Origin of the sequence: Burkholderia sp. BCC1996, assembly GCF_905339955.1 — a bacterium.
Taxonomy (GTDB): domain Bacteria; phylum Pseudomonadota; class Gammaproteobacteria; order Burkholderiales; family Burkholderiaceae; genus Burkholderia.
Genome location: NZ_CAJPHM010000046.1, coordinates 1 through 23,178 on the forward strand (window position 1 = coordinate 1; position 23,178 = coordinate 23,178).

Here is a 23,178-nt window from a genome sequence, read left to right on the forward strand (position 1 = left end):
CTCGCGCATGAAGTGGCGCGTCGAGTTGTACTGGTATTCGAACGGCAGCTTCGGTCCCTTCGCGAGCGTCGCGTACAGAATCGTCGCGTTCGGGTTCGCGAGCAGCAGGCCGGTCGGGTTGCCCGCGGCATCGCGCAGGATCGTGCCGCCCGGCGGCTCGGGCGTGTCCTTCGTGTAGCCGACCACGCGCAGCGCGGCCGCGTTCAGCAGTGCGCGGTCGTACAGGTGCAGGATGAACACCGGCGTATCGGGCGCGGCCGCGTTCAGTTCGTCGATCGTCGGCAGGCGCTTCTCCACGAACTGGTGCTCGGTGAAGCCGCCGACCACGCGCACCCATTGCGGCGCGGGCGTGATCGCCACCTGCCGCTTGAGCATGTCCATTGCAACCGCGAGCGACGGCACGCCGTCCCAGCGCAGCTCCATGTTGTAGTTCAGGCCACCACGAATCACGTGGCAGTGGTTGTCGATCAGGCCGGGCAGCGCGCTGCGGCCGCCGAGATCGACGACCTTCGTCGCGCGGCCCGCGAGCGGCATCACGTCCGCGTCGCTGCCGACCGCGACGAAGCGGCCGTCCTTGATCGCGACGGAAGTCGCGACGGGGTTCGCGCGGTCGAGGGTCGTGAATCGTCCGTTGTGGAGGATCAGATCCGGTTGAGTGTCGGGTACGCTCATCAATATGTCCTCGATGCAATCAGAAACCGAGCCAGTGACGGACCGGTGCAACGGCCGCCACGCCGATCAGCATGCCGGCCAGCCCGACCAGCGCAATCAGCGGCGGTGCGGGCGAGCGCACCTTGATCACGCTGTACACGACGCCGACCAGCACGCCGGCGCCCAATGAAACCAGATACGATTCCATACGTCCCTCCCGACTGAATTAGAATGTGCCGCATTACCGCCCGGGGGCCGGGCGCCGTGCGCCTGCGGCCCGATCCGCTGCCGTCCCGTCCGCTTCACTTCGCCGCCACGCTTTCCAGCCATGCAACATCTGCCCGACCTCGAAGCCTGGGCCATCTTCGCGCGGGTCGCGGAGACCGGTTCGTTCGCCAAGGCCGCCGACCTGCTCGGCATCACGCAACCGACCGTGTCGAAGGCGATCGCGCGACTCGAAAAGCGCCTCGGCGCGATGCTGCTGTACCGTACGTCGCGCAAGCTGTCGCTCACGCCGACCGGCGAACTGCTGCGCGATCGCGCGATCCGGCTGCTCGCCGACGCCGAACTGATCGAGGACGAGGCATCCGCACACGCGCTCGAACCGCACGGCCTCGTGCGCGTGAACGCACCGATGTCCTACGGCCTGTGCAATCTCGCGCCGCTGCTGCCCGCGTTTCTCGAACGCTATCCGCGCGTCGACGTCGACCTCGTGCTCACCGACAACTTCGTCGACATCGTGTCCGGCGGCTTCGACGTCGCGATCCGGATCGCCGAACTGAGCGATTCGTCGCTGCGCGCACGCCGCCTGTGCGCGGTACGCCGGCCGCTCGTCGCGTCGCCCGCGTATCTGGACCGGCACGGCCGGCCGACCCATCCGAGCGAACTCGACCAGCACGTGTGCCTGACCTACACGAACATCCCGACGCCCGAATACTGGCGCTTTCGCCATACGACGTCGGGCGACGAATTCGGCGTGCCGGTGCGCGGGCGCATCCGTGCGAACAACGCCGACGTCCTCTGCCCCGCGCTGATCGCCGGCCACGGTATCGCACTGCAGCCGGCGTTCCTGGTATGGAATGAACTGCAAAGCGGTGCGCTCGAGGAAGTGATGCACGACTGGAAAATCCCGGACCTCAACGTCAACCTCGTCACACCGCCCGGCATGCTGCGTGCCGCGCGCGTGACGGCGCTGCTCGAGTTCCTCGTCGAACATCTGTCGCACGCGCCGTGGGCACTGCCGCCCGTCTGAGCGGGCGGCCCGCGACCCGTTACTTCGCCGGCACGGCCGGGATCGACTCGTGTGGCGTCGCGGTGCGCTGCGCCGCCTTGTGGACCATCGTGTACGCGTAGTCGACGCCCATCCCGTACGCGCCCGAATGCTCCTTCGCGATCGCCATCACGGCGTCGTAGGTATCGCGGCGCGCCCAGTCGCGCTGCCACTCGAGCGCGACCTGCTGCCAGGTGACGGGCACGACGCCGGCCTGGATCATCCGCTGCATCGCGAAGTCGTGCGCATCCTTCGACGTGCCGCCCGACGCGTCGGCGACCATGTAGATCTCGTAGTCGCCTTCGAGCATCGCGCAGAGCGCGAACGTCGTGTTGCAGACTTCGGTCCACAGGCCGGAGACGACCACCTTCTTGCGACCGTTCGCGGCGAGCGCGTCGCGCACCTTCTGGTCGTCCCACGAGTTCATCGACGTACGTTCGAGCGTCTTCTGGTTCGGGAACACGTCGAGCAGTTCGGGATAGGTGTAACCCGAGAAGCTGTCGCTTTCGACCGTGGTGATCGTGGTCGGGATGTTGAATGCTTTCGCGGCCTTGGCAAGCCCGACGACGTTGTTCTTCAACGTCTGGCGATCGATCGACTGCACGCCGAATGCCATCTGCGGCTGCTGGTCGATGAAGATCAGCTGGCTGTTCTGGGGGGTGAGGACTTCAAGCTTCGGGTTGCTCATGGCGCGTATCATCCTTTGGACAGGAAACGTTTAAGGCTTGCCTCGATCGGAAACCGAGAGGAGCCGACTGTGCGTTACCCCGGATCTGCGTCTTCCGGTTGCAGCCATTTAATCGGAAAAGCCGCGGCTCGAACATCCAAGAAATGGAATCGATCGAATTCCGAAAGAGGGGGCTCTCCAACGGCTGTCCGCCCTTTTGTTCCACACGTAAACCCGATACGCTTCCAGCACGTTGAAGGCGCGCCCTTCGCCCCCGATCAGCCTATCACGAGAGGTTTTCATCATGAAGCCGTATTTTCTGTCGCTGTTCGCAGGCATCCTCGCCGGCGTCATCTACGGTGCGCTCGGCGTGAATTCGCCGGCACCGCCGATCATCGCGCTCGTCGGCCTCCTCGGCATGCTGGCCGGCGAACAGATCCCGCCGCTCGCGCGCCGGATGCTGGCCGGCTATCGGCTGAATACCGCGTGGCGCGATGCACAATGCAGCCAGCACATGTTCGGCGCGCTGCCGGGCGCCGCCGCGAACGATCGCAAGCCGTCGTGATGCAAGACTCATGACCAACGTCGAGCTGTTCCACTACCTGCTGCTGTTGATCTGCGGCGCGGGCGCGCTCACCTGGCTCGCGGAGCGCGTGTCGATCCCGCCGGCCGTCGTGCTGCTGCTCGGCGGCTGCGTGGTGGCCATCGCCGGCAAGCGCACGCCCGACATGGATCCGGCGCTGCTGCTCGTGGCCGTGCTGCCGCCGCTGCTGATGTCGAGCGGCTTCTATACGGCGTGGAAGGAATTCCGCCACGAGCTCGCGTCGATCGCGTCGCTCGCGCTCGGCGCGGTGGTGTTCACGACGGTTGCGGTCGCGCTCGCCGTGCATGCGGCCAATCCGGCGCTGCCGTGGGCCGCGTGCTTCACGCTCGGCGCGATCGTGTCGCCGCCCGACGCGGTCGCCGCGAAGGCGATCCTGCAGCGCCATCCGCTGCCCGCGCGGCTCGTCGCGGTGCTCGAAGGCGAAAGCCTCGTCAACGATGCATCGGGCCTGCTGCTGTACCAGATGGCCGTCTCGGCCGCGCTCGCCGTCACGATCACGACCGCGAGCGCCACCGGCCTGTTCTTCTCGCTCACGCTGATCGGCATCGCGGTCGGCCTCGCGTGCGGCCATGCGATGTGCTGGGTGCTGCAGCGCCTGCGCGAGCCGATGCTCGGGATCGTCGTGACCTTCGCGATGGCGTGGGGCAGCTACGGCATCGCCGAAGCCGTGCACGGTTCGGGCGTGCTGTCGGTCGTGACCTGCGGCCTCGTGCTCGGCGTGCGCCAGCATCGCGTGTTCGGCGCCGACATGCGGATCAAGGCGAAGGCGACCTGGGAAGCGATCGTGTTCGTGCTCGACGCGCTCGTGTTCATCCTGATCGGCCTCGCGCTGCACGCGATCCTCGCCGGCGTGAACCACGAAGGCGCGGTGCTGATGGCCGGCCTGCGCGTCGCGCTGCCGGCCACCGCCGCCGCGATCGCCGCGCGCGTCGTGTGGGTGTTCGTCGCGATGTGGCTGCCGGGCCGCCTGCGCGCGCCGCGCGCGGGCCGTGCGCGGTGGTCGTGGCGCGAGGCCGTCGTGCTCGGCTGGTCCGGCATGCGCGGCGTCGTGAGCCTCGCGGCCGCGATCGCGCTGCCGGGCAACTTCCCGGGGCGCGACCTGATCCTGTTCAGCACGTTCCTGCTGATCATCGCGACGCTGGTCGTGCAAGGCGGCACGCTCGCGCCGCTGATCCGCGTGCTGAAGCTGCGCCCGGCCGCGCGGCACACGATGTCCGAGCATGCCGTGCGCGCCCACACGTTCGGCGCGGCGCTCGCCGAACTCGATGCGCGCGAGCAGCGCGGCACGCGCCTCGAACGCGCATCGCTCGACCGGCTGCTGACCGAATACCGCAGCCGCGTCGCGTTCAACGAACGCGCGCACCGCGACGGCGCGGAGCCCGCGGACGTGCGCGCGCGGATGCTGCGCGTCGAGCTCGAGCTGGTCGGCGTGTCGCGTGATGCGCTGCTCGAGCTGCATCGCGATGGCCGGGTCGACGACGCGGTGCTGCACCGCATAGAATCCGAGCTGGATTTCGAGGAACTGCGGCTGCAGCGCCTGCTCGAGCCGTAACGTCCGGCCTGCCCGGCCCTCGCCGGCCGGCCCGTCTCCCCTTCCCCACATGGAATTGCAATGAGCGAACTGTCCGTCGAAGCGAGCATCGGCTCGGTCGATTACCTGGTCCATTTCACCGACGGCGTCCATCAGTGGCGCGCCGACGAACCGGCGTCGCTCGGCGGCGGCGATACCGCACCGACGCCGGTCGCGCTGCTGCTGTCGAGCCTCGGCGCGTGCACCGCGATTACGCTGAAGATGTACGCGCAACGCAAGGGCTGGCCGCTCGCCGAAGTGCACGTGAAGCTCGCGCACGAATCGGGCAGCGCGGGCAGCACGATCATGCGCCGCATCACGCTCGACGGCGACCTGACCGACGAGCAGCGCGAGCGCCTGCTGCAGATCGCGAATGCGTGCCCGGTGCACAAGATCCTCACGCACCCGATCACGATCGATACGGCCATCGCCTGACCCACCGGATACGAGAGACCCACCATGTCCGCATCGATCAAGACCCTGCTCACGCCGCGCGAGAGCGACATCGGCAACCTCGTCGTGCGCCGCGTGCTGCCCGCGCGCGCCGCGCGCCTCGTCGGCCCGTTCATCTTCTTCGACGAGATGGGGCCGGCCGTGCTGCCGGCCGGCAGCGGCATCGACGTGCTGCCGCATCCGCACATCGGCCTCGCGACCGTTACCTACCTGTTCGACGGCACGCTGATGCATCACGACAGCCTCGGCTTCCGGCAGAAGATCGTGCCCGGCGACGTGAACTGGATGACGGCCGGGCGCGGCATCGTCCACTCGGAGCGTTCGCCCGACGAGGACCGCCCGCATGAACAACCGGTGCACGGGATCCAGACCTGGGTCGCGCTGCCGGTCGAGCACGAGGACACCGCGCCCGCGTTCGTGCATCACGCGGCCGACACGCTGCCGTCGTTCACGCGTGACGGCGCGCACGTGCGCGTGATCGCGGGCACCGCGTTCGGGCTCACGTCGCCGGTCGCCGTGTTCTCGCCGACGCTCTATGCGTATGTGGAATTCGCCGCGGGCGGGCAGCTCGCGCTCGACGCGGAACACGACGAGCGCGGCGTGTATCTCGTCGACGGCGACCTCACGATCGACGGCACGCCGCTCGCCCCCGCGACGATGGCCGTGCTCGAACCCGGCACGAACGTCGCGCTCGCCAGCGCGAACGGCGCGCGCGTGATGCTGCTCGGCGGTGCGCACCTGCCGGGCGAGCGGTTCATCGAATGGAATTTCGTGTCGAGCGAGCGCGCGAAGATCGAGGCGGCCCGCCACGCGTGGGCGGAGCAGACCTTCGGCAAGGTACCGGGCGAGGAAAACGAATGGACGCGCCAGCCGGAGCGCCGCGCGCAGTGAGCCCGCGGTGAGCCGATAGCGGTCGGCGCATCGATGCAGCGCGGCCGGCATTCACGCCGGCCGCCTTGCGTTTACGGCTTCAATCCCATCAGCTTCGCGAGCACGGGCCAGCGCTCGAGCGATTCGACGAATGCGCGCCGTGCCTGCTCGTCGACGTAGCGGGCCGGATCCAGCGCGGGCAGATGCCGCGCGAGGCCGAGCACGTCGTTCGGTTGCGACAGGCGATCGTCGTCGCCTTCGCCGATGTTTACTGTTCGTCGATCCATACGCCGTCCGGAGTCTTCACCGCATAGCCGGTGCTCGTCTGCAGCGTCACCGTGCCTTCGTTCTCGCCGACCATCCGCGTGCGCGGCAGGTCGGCCGCATATTGCGCAAGCGTCGCGCCCGGCTTGAACGGGCTGTTCGACACGAGGTTCGACAACAGCTGCGCGAGCGCGAGGAAGCTCGTCGGCTGGTCGATCACGGTCGTCGTGCCGTGATTGCCGGTGAAGCCGACGAGCCGCACGCCGACCGGCCCGTGGACGACGCTCGGCGTCGGGATCTCGCGCAGGCCGGCCACCTGGTTCTTGTCGCCGCGCAGCGCGGCGCCGTGCTCGGGCACGAACACGATCACCGCGCGCCGTCCCGACTGCGCGATCAGGTCGGCGAGCCGGTCGAAGTCGTTCATCATCCGGGTCACGCGCTGCGGATACGAATCGATGCTGGTGAGCGAGCTGCCAACCACGCGGTTGCCGTCGTGCAGGCTGATCGTGTTGTAGTACAGCGCGACCGGGCCCGGCACCGACGCGCGCTGCGCGTACCAGTTCGCGAGCGTGCCGTAGTCGTCCTTGATCGCCGAGCCGTCGAACGCATGCATCGCGACCGGGGCGGCGGCGTTCGAGATCATCGGCGCGTCGGGCACGCCGATGTTGTCGTGAACGACCTGCAGGAAGTTGTCGAAGTGCCCGTCGTGGTTCAGCAGCGACTGCACCGTGTAGCCGGCGGACGCGAGTTGCGAAAACAGGTGGCACTGCTGCGGCGCGGGCTTGTACAGGTCCGCGTGCGCTTCCTGCCCGCAACTCGCGCGCAGCACGCGGATCGCGGCCGGGCCGCTGTAGCTCGCCGCCGTGCTGAAGTTGTTGAACAGGTAGTCGAAGTGGCTCAGCATCGGGTGATTGCGCACCTTCGCGGCATCGAGGTCGTCCCACGACAGCGAGCACACGTGCAGCACGATCACGTCGAACTGCGCGGCCGGATCGTTGCCGAGATGGCCGAACGCGACCTGCCGCTGCGACTCCTGCGCGCGGAACGTCGCGAGCGCCGCGTTGTGGTCCTCGGGCTGGCCGGCCCGCCCGCCCGTCGCGTCGGCCTGCTGCGGGAGCGGCGCGACGACGCGCGCCATCAGCCCGTTGCCGGCCTGCCACAGCGGCATCACGACCAGCGCGGCGAGCACGAAGGTCGCGACGCGCACCCAGCGGTTGACGATGAAATAGACGATCAGCACGCCCGCCACGGTCAGCACCAGCAGCGGCGGCAACAGGCGCGGCAGCAGCTCCATCCAGTAGTCGAGGCGGAACGTGCTGACCTCGCGCGCGGCATCGACCAGGCGCGCGAGCGGCGGCGCATGCAGTTCGCGCGCAAGGAGCGGCACCGCGATCGCGAGCGCGGCGAGCTGCCGCACGATGCGCCACACGCGCGCGCGGATCGGCGCGCTCGCCGCGAGGGCCAGCGCGAACGCGAGGTTCGCGAGCCACAGCGGCTGCAGGTGGCCGGTCGCGAACAGCGCGAACTTCAGGATGAAATACAGATTCCAGAACGTCATCTAAACCACTCCGTGATGGGCGCCGTGTCAGTCGCGCGCCCGATCGAGCTTCGGTGCCAGCATCGACTGCACGCCGCGCGCCGCACCTTTCCACATCCGTACGTAACCGTCCAGGCCCACGCGCAGCACTTCCTTCAGCCCGCGCAGCGGCGTGTCCGCGCGCGCGCTCGCGTGCCAGTCGAGCCACGCGTCCGCGCGGCCGAACGTGCACTGCACGAGCTGGCGCTCCTGCTCGAGCGTCAGCGCCTCGAAGCTCACGCCGACGTGGGTCGGCGTCACGCGGCTCACGCGCACCGGGAACGGGAACGGCCGGTCGCCGCGCGTCACGCACACCGTCAGCGTGTCGCCGACCGCGAGCGGCAGCCCCGGCACCGCTTCGAGGCCGAGGCCGCCGGTCGAGTAGTCGCTCGTGAAGCATGCGGCAGTCGAGCCGTCGGCGAGCAGCAGCGTCGCCGGCACGCGCATCGCGATCCGGTGCGTGACGCGCACCTGCTTGGTCTCGCGCGCGACGGCCATGGCCGCGCCGAGCATCGCGAGGTTGTAGACGGTCCAGCCGAGCGTGATCAGGATCGTCGACGCCTCGTCGCCCTGGTCGGCCACGAGCCGCCACAGGCCGGCCGCGATCGCGAGCACGTTCAGCGCGAACAGCACGAGGTACGGCTTCGAGGTCGACCAGTCGACGTAGCCTTCGTCGATCTTGCCGCCCTTGTCGGTCACGTTGAACTTGCCGTGCTTCGGGCTGAAGAACGCGACGGTGGTCGGCAGCGCGATGTACCACGCGAGCACCGATTCGTAGACCTCGGCCCAGAACGAGTGGCGATAGCGCCCCTGCATCCGCGAGTTCGCGACGTTCGCGAGCACCAGGTACGGGATCACGTAGCTCGCGAGCGCGACCGACGACGCATTGATGAAGTACAGGTGGAAGAACAGGTACGCGAGCGGGATCGTCAGGAACACGAGCCGCGGAATCCCGTAGAAGAAATGCAGCATCGCGTTGCCGTAGCAGATCCGCTGGATGAAGCCGAGCCCGCGCCCGAGGAACGGATTGTCGATGCGGAAGATCTGCGCCATCCCGCGCGCCCAGCGCGTGCGCTGCTTCACGTGGCCGGCGAGGCTCTCGGTCGCGAGGCCTGCCGCCTGCACGGTCGGCAGGTACGCCGACGTGTAGCCGCGGCGGTGCAGCTTGAGCGCGGTGTGCGCGTCCTCGGTCACGGTCTCGACCGCGACGCCGCCCACCTCCTCCAGCGCGGTGCGCTTGAGCACCGCGCACGACCCGCAGAAGAACGTCGCGTTCCACAGGTCGTTGCCCGACTGCACGAGCCCGTAGAACAGGTTGCCCTCGTTCGGGATCTCGCGGAACGTGCCGAGGTTGCGCTCGAACGGATCGGGCGAGAAGAAATGGTGCGGCGTCTGCACCAGCGCGCATTTCGGGTCGCGCAGGAACACGCCCATCGAGGTCTGCAGGAACGAGCGCGTCGGCACGTGATCGCAGTCGAAGATCGCGATGTATTCGCCATGCGTCTTCGGCAGCGCACGGTTGATGTTGCCGGCCTTCGCGTGGCGGTTGTCGTCGCGCGTCAGGTAGCCGATCCCCGCCTCGCGCGCGAACGCCTCGAACTCGGGGCGCCGGCCGTCGTCGAGCAGGTACACGCGCAGCTTGGCCGCCGGCCAGTCGATGCTCTGCGACGCGAAGACGGTCGGCTTCACGACCGACAGCGGTTCGTTGTAGGTCGGGATGTAGACGTCGACGCTCGGCCAGGTGTCCGGGTCGTCGGGCAGCGGCACGATCGGCCGGTCGAGCGGCCACGCGGTCTGGACGAAGCCGAGCAGCAGGATCATCCACGTATAGGCTTCGGCGCCGTACAGCAGGTAGCCGGCGAACGCCTCGACGGGGCTGCGGAAATCGAGTGTCTGGGTCGTGCGCCACCACACGTAGCGGACCGTGGCGAGCAGCGCGAGCGACGCGAGCGCGAGGGTCGGCAGATGGCCCGGCAGGCGGCGCAGCGCGAGCGCCAGCACCGCGACGATCGCGAAGAACGCGAACTGCGCGCCGGGCATCAGCGGCGACATCCCGGCCGCGGCCCACATCAGCGCGCCGGCGATCAGCAGCAGCGGCGCGAGCCAGCGGTGCCGGCCGACGCCGTGCGCGCGCGCGTCGAGCCAGCCGCCCCAGCGCGCCCACGGCAGACGCGCGAGCAACGCGTCGAGGCGCCGGCCGAGCGCGCGCGCCGCGACGTAGGCCGGCACGACGAACGTGTCGAACCACGCGAGCGGATCGCGCGCGGGCCGGCCATCGGCTGCGCGCGGCGCGCGCACGATCGCGCGCCACAGCCATTCGCGCGGGCTCAGCGGCTGCAGCACGCCCCACTCCCGCGCGAGCCACAGGAAGGCGATGCGTGCCCGGCGGCGCACGGGATCGGGCCGGCCGGGCGGCGGCGCGTGGAAGAACAGCCGCACGAGCCAGTCGAGCAGCGTGCGCTCGGCCGGCAGCCCGATCCCGCGCGCGCACCAGTCGGTCGCGCGCCGGGCCGCGGCACGCCAGCGCGACGCGAACCCGGCCTTCATCGCCGCGCTCCCGTGCGGCCGGCCGCGGCCGCCGCGAGCCACGCGTCGACCCAGTTCGCGACGCCGTTCAGGTCGTGCGACGCCTGCGAATACGGCGCGTCGTCGAAGATCCAGCTGCCGCGCGCGAGCGTTTCGGGCACGGCCGCATCGACGTGAATCCGCTGCTCGAGCATCGACGCCGGTCCCGCGACCGCGCGCAGCATCGCGAGCGCATCGCGCTGCATGTCGCGCGCCGGGTTCAGCCGGTTCACGACGATCTGCAGGTCGCCGCCGCCGGCCCGCAGCGCGTCGAGGCGCGCGGCAACGGTCGCGCACGCGGCCGGTTCGGGCGGCACGACGACGAGCGTCAGGTCCGCGCGGCGAATCGCCTGCTCGGCCTGCGGCGACGGATAGCGCGCGGTGTCGACCAGCACGACGCCGTCAAGCGGCAGCGCGATCTCGTCGAGCGCGCGCGACAGCCAGGCCGGATCGGCCGCGAGCCGCGCATCGCAGGCGGCGGCGCCCGCCGCGTCGACCTGCCCGTACGGGACGAACAGCACGCCGTCGGCATTGCGCCACGTATGCGCGTGCCACGGCGCGGCGTTACCCGGGTCACCGAGCAGGCTGTGCGCGAGCCCGTGCTCGGCCAGCGTGTCGAGACCGAGCGTCGCGCCCATCAGGTTCTGCGCGTCGAACTCGACCGCGACGACCGGCCGGCCGCGACGGGCGAGCAGCACCGCGAGCGCGCCGGCGAGCGTCGTGCGGCCCGCGCCGCCGGTCGTCGACGTGACGGCGATCGTCTTCATGGCGCCGCCCCGCCGGCGTGGTCGGCATCGGGCAGCAGGCGTCCGCGCAGCGCGACCGGCACGAGTTCGCACGGCACCGCGTCGCGCCGCTGCAGCCCGCGCGGCGCATGAAAGCCGCGGCCGAGGCCCAGGTGCTGCGCGACGAGCCACACCGGCACCGCGATCGCGATGCCGACGATGAATCCGATGACGAGTTCGGCGATCATGCGCCCTCCGGCTTGCGCAGCGGCATCGCGCTGCGGATGGCGCCGCGCGTGTGCGCGACGGGAAATGCAGGAAATGCCGGCGCATCGCCCGGCATGTCGGCGAGCGGCGTCGCATCGTCGGCGTGACCCGCGTGCGGCGGCGCATCGACGTGCCGGTCGGCCACACCGCCCGCGGCGGCCGCGCCGGCCTCGCCGGCCAGGGTGCCGTCGGCGCCCGGTTCGGCAAGCGCCGCGGCATCCGCCGCGCGTTCGCCCGGCGCGCGTGCCGCATCCGCCGGCTGCGCCGTCGCGAACAGGTCGCTGTAGTCGGCGATCGGCGCGCGCCGGTTCTCGGCCTTCAGCGCATCGAGCTCGGTGTCGATGCTGCCCTGCCCGAGACACACGACGCGATCGGACAGCGTCTCGACCGGCACGTCGAAGATACGCGCGAGCGCATCCTCGGCATCGGCCGGCTCGCACGCGAACAGGAACACGTACAGGTGCCCGGCATCGGCCGTCACGACGTCGCCCGCGCGGCGCGGCCGGCAATGCCGCAGCGCATCGACGTGCGACACGCCGGGCAGCAGCGCGATCTTCGCGAGCGTATGCGGCAGCGCGAGCACGGCGCCGCGATCGAGCACCGCGCGAATCCGCAGGCAGAACGCGCCGACCGGCAGGTAGCCGAGCACCGAATCGCCGAGCGCGGCCGCGAGCGCCGCGCGATAGTCGGGCGCGACGGGCCGCGCATAGAGCTGCCCGCGCAGCGCGTGCACGGCCGCGTGCATCCGCGTCACCGGCAGGTCGCGCGCGACGACGCGGTTCGCGCCGACGCTCAGCACCAGCATCTCGAACTGCTGGCGCAGCACCTCGCCGCGCTCGACCACGGCGATCTTCAACGCGCCGCCGCATTGCCGGCGCAGCGTGTGAACGGCCGCGCACAGCGCCTCGAGCTGCGCATGCGAGCGGAACGCCAGCACCGCGGTCGCGGCCTGCGCGCGTGCGCAGGCGGCGACGACCGCCGCGTTGTCGTCGACGATTTCCCAGTCGGCCGGCACGCGTCCGCCTTCGTCGAGCACCGCGCGGCTGACGACGACGCGATCCTCGTCGGTCGCGAGCTTCATCCGGCGCAGCGGTTCGGCGGCGGCGCCGTCGACGATCGCCGCGAGCCGGCCGCCCGGCGCGAAGCGCAGCGGTCGCACTTCGCCGGCCGCGAGCGTCTCGCCCGCGCGCCAGAAATCGACGACCCACAGCAGCTCGCCGTGCGTGCGCTGCAGCTGCGCGACGCCCGCGCACACGCCGTGAAAGCCGCTGCGTGGCGCGCGATTCGCGTCGCGCACGAGCGGCGGATCATCGGTGTCCGGATCGGCGCCGGTGCGCACGATCTCGGGATCGACCAGCAGCACCAGCGCGATCCGGTGCGTGCGGCACCAGTCGGCGAGCGCGTGCGCTTCTTCCGCGAGCGCCGTCGGATCGTCCCAGCTGAACCAGCGTTGCGCGCCTTCGATGAAATACAGCGAGCGCGCGCGAAAGCCGTAGCGCTTCATCGCGCGCAAGCCGCCCGTGAGCCGCGCGAACGGACCGGGCGCGGCACGGCGCGGCGCACCGGGCTCGCGCGCGGCATCGCCGTCGGCCGCCGCGGGCGGCATCGCCAGCACGTTGAGGTTGCGCGGCCAGCCGGCCGGCTGCGCGCCGCCCGAGAAACCGCGCGACTGCAGCTGCGCGGCAACGTGCGCCGCGGCGCGCGACAGCACGACCGTCACGTCGCGCGTGCGCGACTGCCGCGCGCTTTCCCACACCAGCGCGTCGCACGCCGGCGTGCCGGCGGCGGCATAGATCGCGTACAGGCCGCCCGCTTCCAGCTGCGTCCACGTGTCGGGCAGCCCGTCGATCGCGAGCCGGCTCAGCGGGCCGGCGCGGCCGCCGGCCGGCCCGGTGCGCAGCAGCGCGCGCAGGCGGCCCAGCAGGCCGGCGGCGCCGAGCGCGGGACGGGTTGCATCGAGTTCCGTATTCACGCGTTCTCCCAGTCCCCTAGTAATCCGAATAAAGCCGCACCGGCGTCGGCGTGACGAGCCAGCTGCGCGCCGCGCGTGCGTCGAACGCATAGCGCAGGTACACGAGCGCCGAACTCGGCGCGTAGTCGTGCGACCGGTCGACATGCAGTTGCGCGCCGACGCTCAGGTGCGGATTCACGCGATACTCGACGATGCCGTTCACGCCGTACGAGAACGACACGCCGCGCGTCGAACTGCCCGCGTAGACGAGCCCCGCCGCCTCCTGCGCGGCGCGCTGGTCCGCGAAGGTCGGGTAGAACAGCGAATCCTTCTCGTAGCTGTTCGAGATCCCGCCCGTGACGGTCAGGTCCCACGACAGCGCGTCGCGCCGCCCCGCCCACTCGAGCGGCACGCCGAGCGACAGGTAGCGCTGCGGGCTGTAGTAGCCGCCCTGCCCGTACGTGTAGTAACGCAGGTTCTGCGCGTAGTGCCACGCATTGCCGACGAGCCCCGTGCTCACCTTCATCGTCGCGCGTTCGTACACGGGCACCGTGAAGCCCGAGCGCAGCGTGAGTTCCGCGTTGCGCTCGACGTTGCGGCCGGACAGCACGCCCGCGCCGAGCTCCGCGAACAGGTTCACGCGGCCGACGTCGAGCGCCGCGCGCAGGTTCACGCCGTCGCGCCGCACGCCGCCCCACACCGCGCCCGTCCACGGATCGCGCATCCCCGCATACGACAGCACGCTGCTCGTTTCCGGCCGGCGCGACGCGTTCACGGTGAAGCTCGCCGGGCCCGCGTCGAAGCGGTAGCGCACGCCGCCGACCAGGTAATGCACCGGGAAGCCGAGCGGCGACGTGCCGAGATCGACGCGCCACGCATCCGTGCGATAGCCGGCGCCGAGCGCGACGCCCGTCATCGGCTGGTGCAGGTCGCCCTGCGGATGCGCGATCAACGCGGCGGCCTGCTGGTTCAACGGCGCCAGCGACGAGCCGGCCAGCGCGTTGAGCGCGCCGTAGGTGCCGAAGGTCTTCAGCGAATACGCGTTCGGCACGCTCGTATCGAGCGTGCCGGCGTCCAGATGCACGGTGTCGAGCTGCAGGAACGCGTGCCCGTCGTAGCGCACCGGCATCTGCGCGTAGATCGGCACCTGCTGCGCGCGGTACGCGGAAATCCCTTCGTCGCCCGACTTGTACGCGGGCAGCCAGCCGGTCTCGATCTCCGGATCGCGCCGCTGTTCGAGATCCGCGAACGCGGCCTGCGCGGGCGTGCGGCCGTCGCGGCCCGGGCTCACGCCGCTCGTGCGTTCCTGCGACAGCGACAGCCGGTACAGCGACGCGGCATCGCCGTAGCGGCCCTGCGCCTCGGCCACGCGCCCGGCGGCAACCGTCACGTCGGCGCGCGCCGGATATGCAGCCTGCAGCGGGTCGATCACCTGCGCGGCTTCGTCCGGGCGGCGCAGCGCGTTCAGCCGGCGCACGACCGACAGCCGCGTATCGACGTCGTCGTCCGGCGTGCGCGCCAGCACGGCCTGCACGCGCGCGAGCGCGGCCGCGCGCTGGCCGCTGTCCTCGTCGATGCGCGCGAGCGCGAGCTGCGTGTCGGCATCGTCCGGCGTGCGCGCGATAACGGGCGCGAGCGCGTCGCGTGCGGCGTCGTAGTGCCCTTGCGCGCGTTCGAGATCGGCCAGCTCGAGTGCGTAGCGCTTGTCCGCGCGGCCGGCCGGGCTCGCGCGATCGAGCAGCGTGCGCGCGCGCGCATAGTCCTGCTGCGCGATCGCGTCGTCCGTCCGGCGCAGCACGAGCCGCAGCGACTGATCCTCGATGCGCGCGGTCTGTGCCGGCGTCAGCGCCGGTTCGCGGCGCAGCGTGTCGAGCCACGCGGCGAGCGCGTCGTCGCGCCCCGCGCTGCCGAGCAGGTCGCCGTAGCGCAGCCGCACGTCGGGATCGGCCTCGCGCGGATGCGCGGCGATCCAGTCGCGCAACGGCGCGAGGCCGCGCTCGGGCTCGCCCGCGTCGATCCACTGCGCGCCGATCGCGGCCAGCATGTCGGGATCGTCCGGCGCGCTCGCCTGCGCATGCGCGAGCGACGCGGCGAACGCCGCGCGATCGCCGCGGCCGAGCGCGCCGCGCGCGTCGGCCAGCGCGCTTTGCGCGTCGAGCTTGCGGGCGAGCGCACGCATACCGTCCGAGCGCTGCGCCTCGTCGACACCCGCGAGCGCGGCCTGCGCGCCGGCGACATCGTCGAGCGAGTTGCGATACAGCGCGGTCGCATAGCGCATCTCGGGCGTATCGCTTTGCACGAGCCCCTCATCCATCACCGTGCGGCCGAGCTGCGGCAGCCCCATGTCGCGATACAGCCGCGCGAGCGCGAAACGCGTCCACGGTGCGTCGGGCGCCCCGCGCACGGCCGCTTCGTAGCGTTGCACGGCCGGCCCGCGTTCGCCCTTGTCGGCGAGCGCGCGCGCCTGGTTCGCGAGCAGGTCCGCGCGCAGCCCGTCGAGTGCGCGGCGATCGTCGCTGCCCGTCACGCGGCCTTGCAGCGCGTCGAGCAGCGGGCCGACGCGGTCCGCGCGGCCGGTGTTCTCGTACAGCATCGCCGTGCCGCGCACCGCCGACACGTTCGGCGAACGTGCGGCCAGCAGTTCGCGCAGCAACGGCTCCGCGCGCGCCCAGTCGCGCTGCGCGAGCAGCGCGTCGGCGAGCTGCAGCTTCGCGTCCGGGCTGTCGGGCTGCATCGCGAGGGCGGCGCGCGCCGCGCGCTCGGCATCCTGCGGCCGCCCGGCCGACGCCGCCGCGCGGCCTTGCGCGAGCAGCCCCCAGAACTGCGCGGTACGCGCGAGGCTCTGCCACTTGCCGCGCTGGTCGGTCGACAGCGCCGCGGCGCGCGTGAACAGCGCACGCGCTTCGTCGTGCCGGCCTTCGCGCAAGCGCAGCAGGCCGAGCCCGCCGAGCGCATCGGCGTCGCCGGCGCGCGCCTGCGCGGCGCGCGCGAGCAGCGGATCGGCACCGGCCAGGTCGCCGCGCGCGAGCGCCTGCAAGCCGCGCTGCTGCGCGATGTAGTCAGGGTCGCGTTCGAGCCGGCGCTGCGCGTCGCGCTGCCGGTCGAGTTCGGCGCTGCGATCGCGGAATTCGGTGTCGTCCGGCACCAGCGCGAGATACGCATGCAGCGCATCGAGATACGCGGGATCGCTGCCGGCGGACTGCAGCACGCGCCGCCACACGGCCATCGCTTCCGTGTGATCGGCGTCGGCGCGCTTCGCGAGCGACCACGCGATGCGGTTCGCTTCCGCGCGCGTGTCGGCGCGCTGGTTCAGCAGCCGCGCGAGCGCGAGCGCCGTGCTCGTGTCCTGCGGGTCGGCCGCGACCGCGCGGCGCAACGCGGCGAGCGCCGATTCTCGGCCACCCGGCGCATTCGCGACGATCTGGTAATACTCGGCGCCGAGCGCGCCGGACGGCGCGCCGTTCGGGAACAGCGCGACGATCCGCCGGGCCGCTTCGTCGGCGCGACCGCTGCGCGCGAGCAGCCGGATCTGCGCCATCTCGCCGCGCCCGCTCGTCGCGACGCGGTATTCGTCGGCCGCGCGCCGCGTGCCGGGCGCCGCGGGCGCGCGGGCCTGCAGGCGTGCCAGCGCAGCCTGCGCGCCTTGCGCGTCGCCGAGCCGCAGCAGCACCCGCATCTGTTCCGCGAGCAGTTCGGGATCGTCCGGCGCGATCAGGAGCCCTTTGCGCAGCGCGTCGCGCGCGAGGTCGTCGCGATGCTTCGCGCCCCACATGCGGGCGGTCGCGAGCTGACGCTGCGCGTCGGGCAGGTCGGTCGTGGCCGGCGCCGACGCCGAGATGGCCTTCGGCGCGACGGTTTTCGGTAACGCGGGCGCGGGTGTGGCGACGGCGGCCGGCGCCGCCGCCGTGACCGACGACGCGAGCCACGCGAACCCCGCGACGCGCGGTGCGGTGCGCTTCATCGGGCCGCGCATGAACGGTCCTCCCAGCGCGCAGCGAGCGACCCGTCCGCGCTGAACCGGTAGCGGCCGTCGCGCCAGCCGAGGCCGAACAGCGTCAGCACGCTCGTGTAGTAGCCGGGCGCCGCCTGGCGCGCGAGCGCATCGACACGGGCCGCCTGCGCATCGGCGAGCGCATGCTGGCCGCGCGCGTCGAGGAACGGCACGGCTGCCGCGGAGAAGCCGCCATTGCCGTCGTTCGGCCCCGCGACGCCGGTCGTCGTGTCGACCTTCTCCGGCGGCGCGCCATGCGCGGCGATATGGTCGGCGAACGGCGCGAAACGCGCGAGCAGCGGCGCGGCAAGCGGATCGGCGCGATCGAGCATGCCGGCCCACAGGTACACGCGGATCGCGTTGTACGCGCTTTCCGCATGGGTCTGCGGATCGGGGCCGAAGCCCGCGCCCGCGCGATACAACGCCCAGTCCGGCGAGAAGCCCTTCGGCGCGGTGTCGAGCAGCACGCGGCCGGTACTGGCCGCGAGCGCGGCCCAGCGGCGCTCGTCGGGCAGGCGCGCGGCGAGCCCGCGGATCACCTGCGGCGGCGAATAGCTCGGGTTCACGCGCCATTGGCCATCGGCCAGCTTGAACCCGGTCGGCCCGGGCAGCAGCGTGAGGCCGAGGCCCGGCACGCTGGCCGTCTCGTCGTCGAGCACGCGCTTCGCGAGCAGCGCGCCGCGCGCGGTGTAGCTGCGCTCGTGCCACAGCCGCCCGGCTTCGACGAGCGTGTAGGCGATCCAGAGATCGGCATCCGACGCCGCGTTCGCATCGAGCACGCGCCACGTGCCGTCCGGCGCGCGGCCCCACAGCCACGCCGGCAGCCGGGCGCTCAGGTCGCCCTGCGCGAGGTTGTTCTCGGTCCATGCGAGGATCGTGTCGAACGTGCGTCGGTCGTTCGCGACGAGCGCGAAGAACAGTCCATACGCCTGCCCCTCCGATACCGTGCGCGAATCGGCCGAGCCGACGTCGATCACGCGGCCGTCGGCCGACACGAAATCGCGCTTGAACGCGTCCCAGCGCGGCCACGCCGCGCCGCACCGCACGTCGGCCGCACCGCCTTGCGCCGCCTGCGCGCGCCCGGCCGTCCCGGCTACCCCGGCCGCTGCGCACGCCGCCGCGACGGCCAGCACGAGCGTCGTGCCGCCCCGCCGGGCCGGCCGCGCTGCCCGTCGCCTTGCGAATGCCCAAGCCATCATCCGTTACATCCCCCGGCGGCGCGCGGCGATTTTCTGCAGCACGCTGAACACGCCGAGCGCGAGCAACAGCCCCGCGACGACGCCGACCACGCCGAGCGCCACCGGGTACCGCGCCGCCTGCGTCCAGACGCGCGCATACCACGGCACGAAACCGACCACGTACGGATCGCCGACGCGCAGGCTGTCGACCTGTCCCGGCCGCACCAGCGCGAGGTCGCCCTGCAGTTGCGACACGAGGCCCGGCTTCTCGAAGACGTCCAGCAGGTCGGCCAGGCGCGTCTGGTCGGTCGCGGTCAGCGCGACGACGCTGCGGCCGTGGCTGCCCGGCAGTTCGAACCCGGCGAGCGCGGCGAGCGCGCCCGTCTGTTCGATATGCGCGCCACCGTCGGCCATGCCGACGCCATTGCGCCAGCGCTCCTTCACCGAGAACGCGACACGCGTCGCGCCCGTGCCGGCCTGCTGGTCGATCGCCAGCGGCAGCGCCGCGCGCCAGTGCGACAGCAGCGGCGACGCGGGCGACCCGTCGATCACGAGCAGGTCCTTGCGGCCCGCCAGCGCGGCGACGTCGGCGGGCCGCGCGACCTGCACGCGCAGCGCCGGGAAGCCGGTCCACTGCCCCATGTGGCCGAGCATCGTCAGGTAGGCTTCCAGCTCCTGCGGCGACGGCCGGTCGGGGATCACGACCGCCGTCTGCGACAGGTCGGCGAAGCGCGTGAACGGGAAGCCGCTGTTCGCGAAGAAGGCGAGGTTCGGCAACTGCGCGTAGTGGACGAAGTGCGAGAAGTCGATCGTCGAATCGGGATCGATCGCCGCGCGCTGCGGCTCGGTCGCGGTGCTCGAGCAGAGCCCCGTCTTCTGCGAATCGAGCGTGAAGCGGAACTGCAGCTGGTTGCCGCTGCCGACGCGGAACGCCGGGATGTCGACATCGCTCGTCACGCGCCCTTCCGGCACCGCCAGCAGCGGCAGCTGCATGCGCCCGCGCGCGTCTTCGGCATGGGCCGGCCCGAGGCGGTACGACTTCACGAGCTGTTCGTTGATCTCGACGGCGAGCGTCGAGTTGTCCTGCACGGTCGGCGCCGTGTAGCGGTAGCGCAGCGTGATCGGCACACCCGAGCCGTTCCACGAATGCAGGTCGGCCGGCACCCGCAGGTTCAGCCGGATCGCGTCCGGCGACGTGCCACGCACTTCGAGTTCGCGCGGATCCGACACCAGTTCGCGGAACGCGATCGGCCGGTTCACCGGCAGCCAGCGCGGAGCGTCGTACGGCTTGCGCGGCGCGCCGAGATCGACGTGCGCGACCGTCGCCGCCGGGCCCGACAGCGCCGCGCGGCCGAGCACGAGCGCCGCGACCGCATCGTCGACCTCGGCTGCCGTGCGGCCCGTCACGACCAGCAGCTTGCGGCCCGGCGCGGCCGGGTTGTCGGCGACGGCGAGCAGCGGGCCGTTGACCGACGGCAGCGCGAGGCCGGCCGGCAAGGTCGCGGCCGTGCCGACCACCACCGCCTGGTCGTCGGCCGGCAGCGTCGCCGCGACCGGGAAGCGCGCCTGCCGGTAGTCGGCCTGCGCGCCGAACCACGACGCGAGCACGCCGGCACTGCGCAGCGTCGCCGAGTCGGGCGACGCCGGCAGCACGAACGGCAGCCGCAAGCGCCCGTTGTCGCGCCGGTCGAAGAACGGCGCGGGCAGCAGCGCGAGATCGTTCGGCAGGCGCACCGGCGACTCGTCGAGGATCAGCTCGCTCGTCGGGCTCACGTCGGCCCACAGCGCCGAGCTCGACGGGTCCTCGCAGTGATCGAGCGAGTAGTGCGCGATCAGGCGCAGGCCGATCTGGTTGAAATCGGAGAAGTAGCGCGGATCGATCGGGATGTCCTGCGTGACCGTGCGGCCCGCGCGCGTCGCGTCGAACGGGACGGTCGCGACCACCTCGTCGTTCACCGAAACCTTCAGGTGCGACATCGGGAACACGAGCGACGGCGAATACGCATAGGTCAGGCGCAGCCGCGCGCCGGTGACCACGCGGTCGAGCCGCACGCCCGCATGGATCGTGCGCGCATCGTCGGCGCCGCGCAGGTGCACCGGATCGAACGCGCCGAGCGACGCGAACGGCAGGTGCACGGTCGTCGCCGGCAGGCCGGCGGGTGCCGCGCTGGCGGCGCTCGATGCGGCCGATGCGGCCGCGCCGCTGGCGAGCGCCGGCGTGGCCGGGCTGCCGGCGGACGCCGATGCGGTCCCCGAAACGGATGCCGACGCGACCGGCATCGGCGCGGCCGACAACGCGGCCGCATGAAACGCGCCGAACGTGGCGAGCGACAGGACGAACAGCGACACGGCCGGCTTCATGCGCGGCTCCGCATCGTCGTGGTCGTCCGGTGATCAAGCGCGCCGCAATCGACGCGCCCAAAGCAGCTATGCCCGTGAGTGCACATCCCCACTGCTTCCCCTCAAAGTCTGGCCTGAATGCATGTATCGAAACGACGCGGCGCATTCTTCCGCTGCCGGTCCATCGGACGGTGCGCGCCTGGCGCCGGCGCTCGCACATTCGTCACACTATCTCAAAATCAGGACAAAACTCACCCTGATTCGCGCTGACGAAGCGAAAAACAACTCAATACGGTCGGAAATGCTGCGTGCGGCGACTGAATGGCAAGAATTACGCCGTTGCTGCCGGCCGGACCGATCGGCATACTGCCGACGCTGCCGGATCGGCGAACCGTCGCGCCGGCGAACCGTCCGGATACCGGATACCGGATGCCGGATGCGACCCCTTGCGGGCCGCCCGGAACGCGCTGCCGCGTGGGCGGCGCGTATGCTACCGCAAGCCGGCGCAGCGTGCCGGGCTTTCTTCATGGAAAACTGACTTGGATCAAATCGTCGATACCGCCACCCCGTCCCCCGACACGCTGCTGCGCATCATCGCCACGCAGACCGAGATCGCGAAACTCGGCCTCGACCTCGGCAGCGTGATGGCTTATGTGACCGAGCAGGTGCCGCAACTCACGGGCGCGAGCGGCGCCGCGGTCGAATTCGCCGAAGGCGACGACATGGTGTACCGCGCCGCGTCGGGCTCCGCCGCCGGGATGCTCGGGCTGCGGTTGCGTCGCTCGGGCAGCCTGTCGGGCCTGTGCGTGACGCGCGGGGAATTGCTGCGCTGCACGGATTCGGAAACCGACCCGCGCGTCGATCGCGATGCCTGCCGCCGCGTCGGGCTGCGCTCGATGCTGGTGATGCCGCTCACCCACGCGGACACGACGGTCGGCGTGCTGAAGGTGATATCGCCGGAGGTCGACGGCTTCTCGGCCGCCGACGCCGGCACGCTGCGGCTCACGGCCGACCTGATCGCCGCCGCGATGTTCCACGCGGCGCGCAACGAGGCGAACGAGCTGTACCTGCGCGCAACGCACGACGCGCTCACCGGCCTGCCGAACCGCGCGCTGTTCTACGACCGCCTGCGCCAGTCGATGCACACGGCGCTGCGCGCGAACGGCCGGCTCGGCATCCTCAACATCGACATGGACGGGCTCAAGCCGATCAACGACGGCTACGGCCACCGCGCGGGCGACGCGGCGCTGCGCGAGGCCGCCACGCGGATGCTGGGCGCCGTGCGGCGCTCAGATACGGTCGCGCGGGTGGGCGGCGACGAGTTCGCGGTGATCCTGCCGAACGTCGGCAGCCGCGACGACATCGACGCACAACGCGCACGGCTCGCCCGGCAGGTCGCCGAACCGTTCGAGTTCGAGGGGCAGCCGCTGCGGCTCGGCGTCAGTGTCGGCGTCGCGATGCTGCCCGAAGACGGCACCGACATGAACGCGCTGATCGAGCATGCGGACCAGGCGATGTACGAGGTGAAGCGCACGCGGACGCAGCGAGCGTGCCACGCGTGACGTGCGACGCCCGGCCCGTTCGGCCAGCCGGGCCGCTCGCGCACGGCTAACCGGACTGCGGCACCGCGATCGCCACCCCGACCACGATCCACTGCACGATCGCGACCAGCACGCCGGCGCGGCACAACCCGAGCGCGCTCATGACGCGTCGACCCGCTGCGCGAGGCCGACCGTGAAGATGCCCAGCTCGTCGATCCGCTGGTCGAGCTTGCGAAAGCCCGCGCGCGCGACGAGTTCGTCCATCCCGGCCTGCGAGCGGCGGCGCATCACCCAGGTCGCCTCGCCACGATGACTGTTCAGCGCACGCGCGATGAATTCCAGCTGCGGATGCCACGGCTGTCCGGTGCAGACGAGATAGCCGCCGGGCGGCACCGCCTGTGCGAGCCCGCGCAGCTCGAACGCACGCAGCGGCGCGAGCGCCTGCGCGCGGTCACGCTCGCCGAGTCGACGAGGTGCACGACGCGCGCCGAATGTTCGTGACCGCGATGCAGCAGCACGATCGCGTCGCGGCAGCGCGGGCCCGTCGCGGGCCAGTGACGCTAGAACAGCGTGTCGCCGTCGTGCGTGACGAAGCCGGCCTCGCGGGCCGTGCGTGCGCTCATGCGATCTCTCTCGTTTCGTTATTCGAATCACGCGGCGCCGCCCTCCGGCGCCGGTCCCGCTATGGCCGCCAG

At 71.5% G+C, this 23,178-nt stretch carries 18 protein-coding genes and 1 pseudogene; 6 read left to right on the plus strand and 13 right to left on the minus strand.

Going from position 1 to position 23,178, the window contains the following annotated elements; genetic code table 11:
* Together U4Z64_RS35835 and U4Z64_RS35840 are read right to left on the minus strand one after the other, a co-directional pair.
* Positions 1-672, minus strand: a 672-nt coding sequence (locus U4Z64_RS35835; RefSeq protein WP_321822500.1) for an amidohydrolase family protein, incomplete at its 3' end; no start/stop codon positions are given.
* Positions 673-691: 19 nt separating this feature from the next.
* A complete protein-coding gene (locus U4Z64_RS35840) occupies positions 692-859 on the minus strand; it encodes a DUF1427 family protein (RefSeq protein ID WP_044846122.1) in 168 nt (55 codons plus the stop codon).
* A gap of 120 nt (positions 860-979) precedes the next feature.
* Here U4Z64_RS35840 and U4Z64_RS35845 point away from each other — a divergent pair, with 120 nt between their 5' ends.
* Positions 980-1,903: a LysR family transcriptional regulator gene (locus U4Z64_RS35845; RefSeq protein ID WP_124489483.1), complete on the plus strand. Its 924-nt coding sequence runs from the start codon at positions 980-982 to the stop codon at positions 1,901-1,903.
* 19 nt (positions 1,904-1,922) lie between these two features.
* Here the strand turns inward: U4Z64_RS35845 and U4Z64_RS35850 are convergent, their stop codons facing one another.
* A complete protein-coding gene (locus U4Z64_RS35850) occupies positions 1,923-2,609 on the minus strand; it encodes a hydrolase (protein WP_124489484.1) in 687 nt (228 codons plus the stop codon).
* Between the two features lie 283 nt (positions 2,610-2,892).
* Between U4Z64_RS35850 and U4Z64_RS35855 the strand changes: the two genes are divergently transcribed.
* The 4 genes from U4Z64_RS35855 to U4Z64_RS35870 are packed head-to-tail and all read left to right on the plus strand — an operon-like array spanning position 2,893 to position 6,106.
* Positions 2,893-3,153, plus strand: coding sequence for a XapX domain-containing protein (locus tag U4Z64_RS35855; protein ID WP_321822501.1), 261 nt, complete (start codon positions 2,893-2,895; stop codon positions 3,151-3,153).
* A 10-nt stretch (positions 3,154-3,163) separates the two neighbouring features.
* Complete coding sequence (locus tag U4Z64_RS35860; protein ID WP_321822502.1) at positions 3,164-4,744, plus strand: sodium:proton antiporter; 1,581 nt, start codon at positions 3,164-3,166, stop codon at positions 4,742-4,744.
* A 60-nt stretch (positions 4,745-4,804) separates the two neighbouring features.
* The gene (locus U4Z64_RS35865; RefSeq protein WP_174910712.1) at positions 4,805-5,197 is read left to right on the plus strand and encodes an OsmC family protein; all 393 of its coding nucleotides are present in this window, start codon (positions 4,805-4,807) and stop codon (positions 5,195-5,197) included.
* A 24-nt stretch (positions 5,198-5,221) separates the two neighbouring features.
* Positions 5,222-6,106 carry a pirin family protein gene (locus U4Z64_RS35870; protein WP_044846128.1) on the plus strand — a complete coding sequence of 295 codons (885 nt, stop codon included), beginning with the start codon at positions 5,222-5,224 and terminating at the stop codon, positions 6,104-6,106.
* 71 nt (positions 6,107-6,177) lie between these two features.
* Here U4Z64_RS35870 and U4Z64_RS35875 read toward each other — a convergent pair whose 3' ends face one another.
* The 9 genes from U4Z64_RS35875 to bcsB are packed head-to-tail and all read right to left on the minus strand — an operon-like array spanning position 6,178 to position 20,963.
* Positions 6,178-6,372: a hypothetical protein gene (locus U4Z64_RS35875; RefSeq protein ID WP_044846129.1), complete on the minus strand. Its 195-nt coding sequence runs from the start codon at positions 6,370-6,372 to the stop codon at positions 6,178-6,180.
* Positions 6,354-7,907 carry a cellulose biosynthesis protein BcsG gene (bcsG, locus tag U4Z64_RS35880; RefSeq protein WP_321822503.1) on the minus strand — a complete coding sequence of 518 codons (1,554 nt, stop codon included), beginning with the start codon at positions 7,905-7,907 and terminating at the stop codon, positions 6,354-6,356. The genes U4Z64_RS35875 and bcsG overlap by 19 nt, the downstream gene beginning before the upstream one ends.
* A gap of 27 nt (positions 7,908-7,934) precedes the next feature.
* Positions 7,935-10,472: a UDP-forming cellulose synthase catalytic subunit gene (gene bcsA, locus U4Z64_RS35885; RefSeq protein ID WP_321822504.1), complete on the minus strand. Its 2,538-nt coding sequence runs from the start codon at positions 10,470-10,472 to the stop codon at positions 7,935-7,937.
* A complete protein-coding gene (gene bcsQ, locus U4Z64_RS35890; protein WP_321822505.1) occupies positions 10,469-11,257 on the minus strand; it encodes a cellulose biosynthesis protein BcsQ in 789 nt (262 codons plus the stop codon). Before bcsQ ends, bcsA begins: the two co-directional genes overlap by 4 nt.
* Positions 11,254-11,463, minus strand: a complete 210-nt coding sequence (locus U4Z64_RS35895; protein ID WP_124489491.1) for a hypothetical protein — start codon at positions 11,461-11,463, stop codon at positions 11,254-11,256. Before U4Z64_RS35895 ends, bcsQ begins: the two co-directional genes overlap by 4 nt.
* Positions 11,460-13,454 carry a cellulose biosynthesis protein BcsE gene (bcsE, locus tag U4Z64_RS35900; protein ID WP_321822506.1) on the minus strand — a complete coding sequence of 665 codons (1,995 nt, stop codon included), beginning with the start codon at positions 13,452-13,454 and terminating at the stop codon, positions 11,460-11,462. The genes U4Z64_RS35895 and bcsE overlap by 4 nt, the downstream gene beginning before the upstream one ends.
* Positions 13,455-13,470: 16 nt before the next feature.
* Positions 13,471-17,406 (minus strand): cellulose synthase subunit BcsC-related outer membrane protein, encoded by a 3,936-nt coding sequence (locus U4Z64_RS35905; RefSeq protein ID WP_321822507.1) that lies wholly within the window; start codon positions 17,404-17,406, stop codon positions 13,471-13,473.
* Entirely contained in the window at positions 17,391-18,620 is a 1,230-nt protein-coding gene (bcsZ, locus tag U4Z64_RS35910) for a cellulose synthase complex periplasmic endoglucanase BcsZ (protein ID WP_321822508.1), read from the minus strand. The genes U4Z64_RS35905 and bcsZ overlap by 16 nt, the downstream gene beginning before the upstream one ends.
* Before the next feature lie 6 nt (positions 18,621-18,626).
* Positions 18,627-20,963, minus strand: coding sequence for a cellulose biosynthesis cyclic di-GMP-binding regulatory protein BcsB (gene bcsB / locus U4Z64_RS35915; protein WP_321822509.1), 2,337 nt, complete (start codon positions 20,961-20,963; stop codon positions 18,627-18,629).
* 518 nt (positions 20,964-21,481) lie between these two features.
* Here bcsB and U4Z64_RS35920 point away from each other — a divergent pair.
* On the plus strand, positions 21,482-22,504 hold the full coding sequence (locus tag U4Z64_RS35920; RefSeq protein ID WP_321822510.1) for a sensor domain-containing diguanylate cyclase: 1,023 nt from the start codon (positions 21,482-21,484) through the stop codon (positions 22,502-22,504).
* A gap of 138 nt (positions 22,505-22,642) precedes the next feature.
* Here U4Z64_RS35920 and U4Z64_RS35925 read toward each other — a convergent pair.
* Positions 22,643-22,897: pseudogene (locus tag U4Z64_RS35925) on the minus strand (class I SAM-dependent methyltransferase family protein); the annotation flags it as partial.
* Positions 22,898-23,178 lie beyond the last annotated feature (281 nt).